The organism is Mesorhizobium sp. P5_C1 (assembly GCF_054049815.1).
The window spans coordinates 1-573 of sequence record NZ_JBFULQ010001381.1 but is presented as its reverse complement, the minus strand read 5'-3'; the positions used below and the strand labels follow the sequence as shown (position 1 = coordinate 573).

Here is a 573-nt window from a genome sequence, read left to right as displayed (position 1 = left end):
CTTCGAACCGACCCTGTGACCGCAACAGCTTCGCCAGACTGTTGGTCGCCTGCAACTCCCAACTCCTGGCGTTCTGCTGTCTGGCAAAGGCAATCGCCTCGCGGAAAGAAGCCTCCGCCGCTCTGTCTCCTGCTCCATTTGCAAGTTCGATCTCACCGCGAATGCGAAGCAACGCGGCTGTAAAGTAATGCTCGCCAATCTTTTCGGCTTCGCGCAGACCTTTCTCAACGGTCACTGCCGCTATACTGAATTGCCCGGAGTTCATGAAAGCTTTGGCGAGCAAGCCTAAATAACACGATTTGTCGACCTCCTCATCTTCAAGATCACTCTCGGTCAATGCCATCATATGGCTACCCACCAGACTGTCATCGAGGCTCGATGCAGCCAGGCCACCAAAAAAGCGCGCCACCCTTGCCCAGAGATTGAAACCGTTTTCCTGCGCCAGCGGCAGGAGTTCATCCGCCAGTCGAGCGATCGAACTGCTCTCCTCGCGGAAGGCGAACAACACGCACCCGTTTCCCAGGCAGGCGGCCAGACGATAGGCGGACTGCTGCCGAACGGTCGCCTCCGCCT

1 pseudogene is annotated in these 573 nt (G+C 57.6%); it reads right to left on the bottom strand.

The features are described from left to right. A pseudogene (locus ACXJ7R_RS35935) lies at positions 1–508 on the bottom strand (adenylate/guanylate cyclase domain-containing protein); the annotation flags it as partial. Between the last annotated feature and the right edge of the window lie 65 nt (positions 509–573).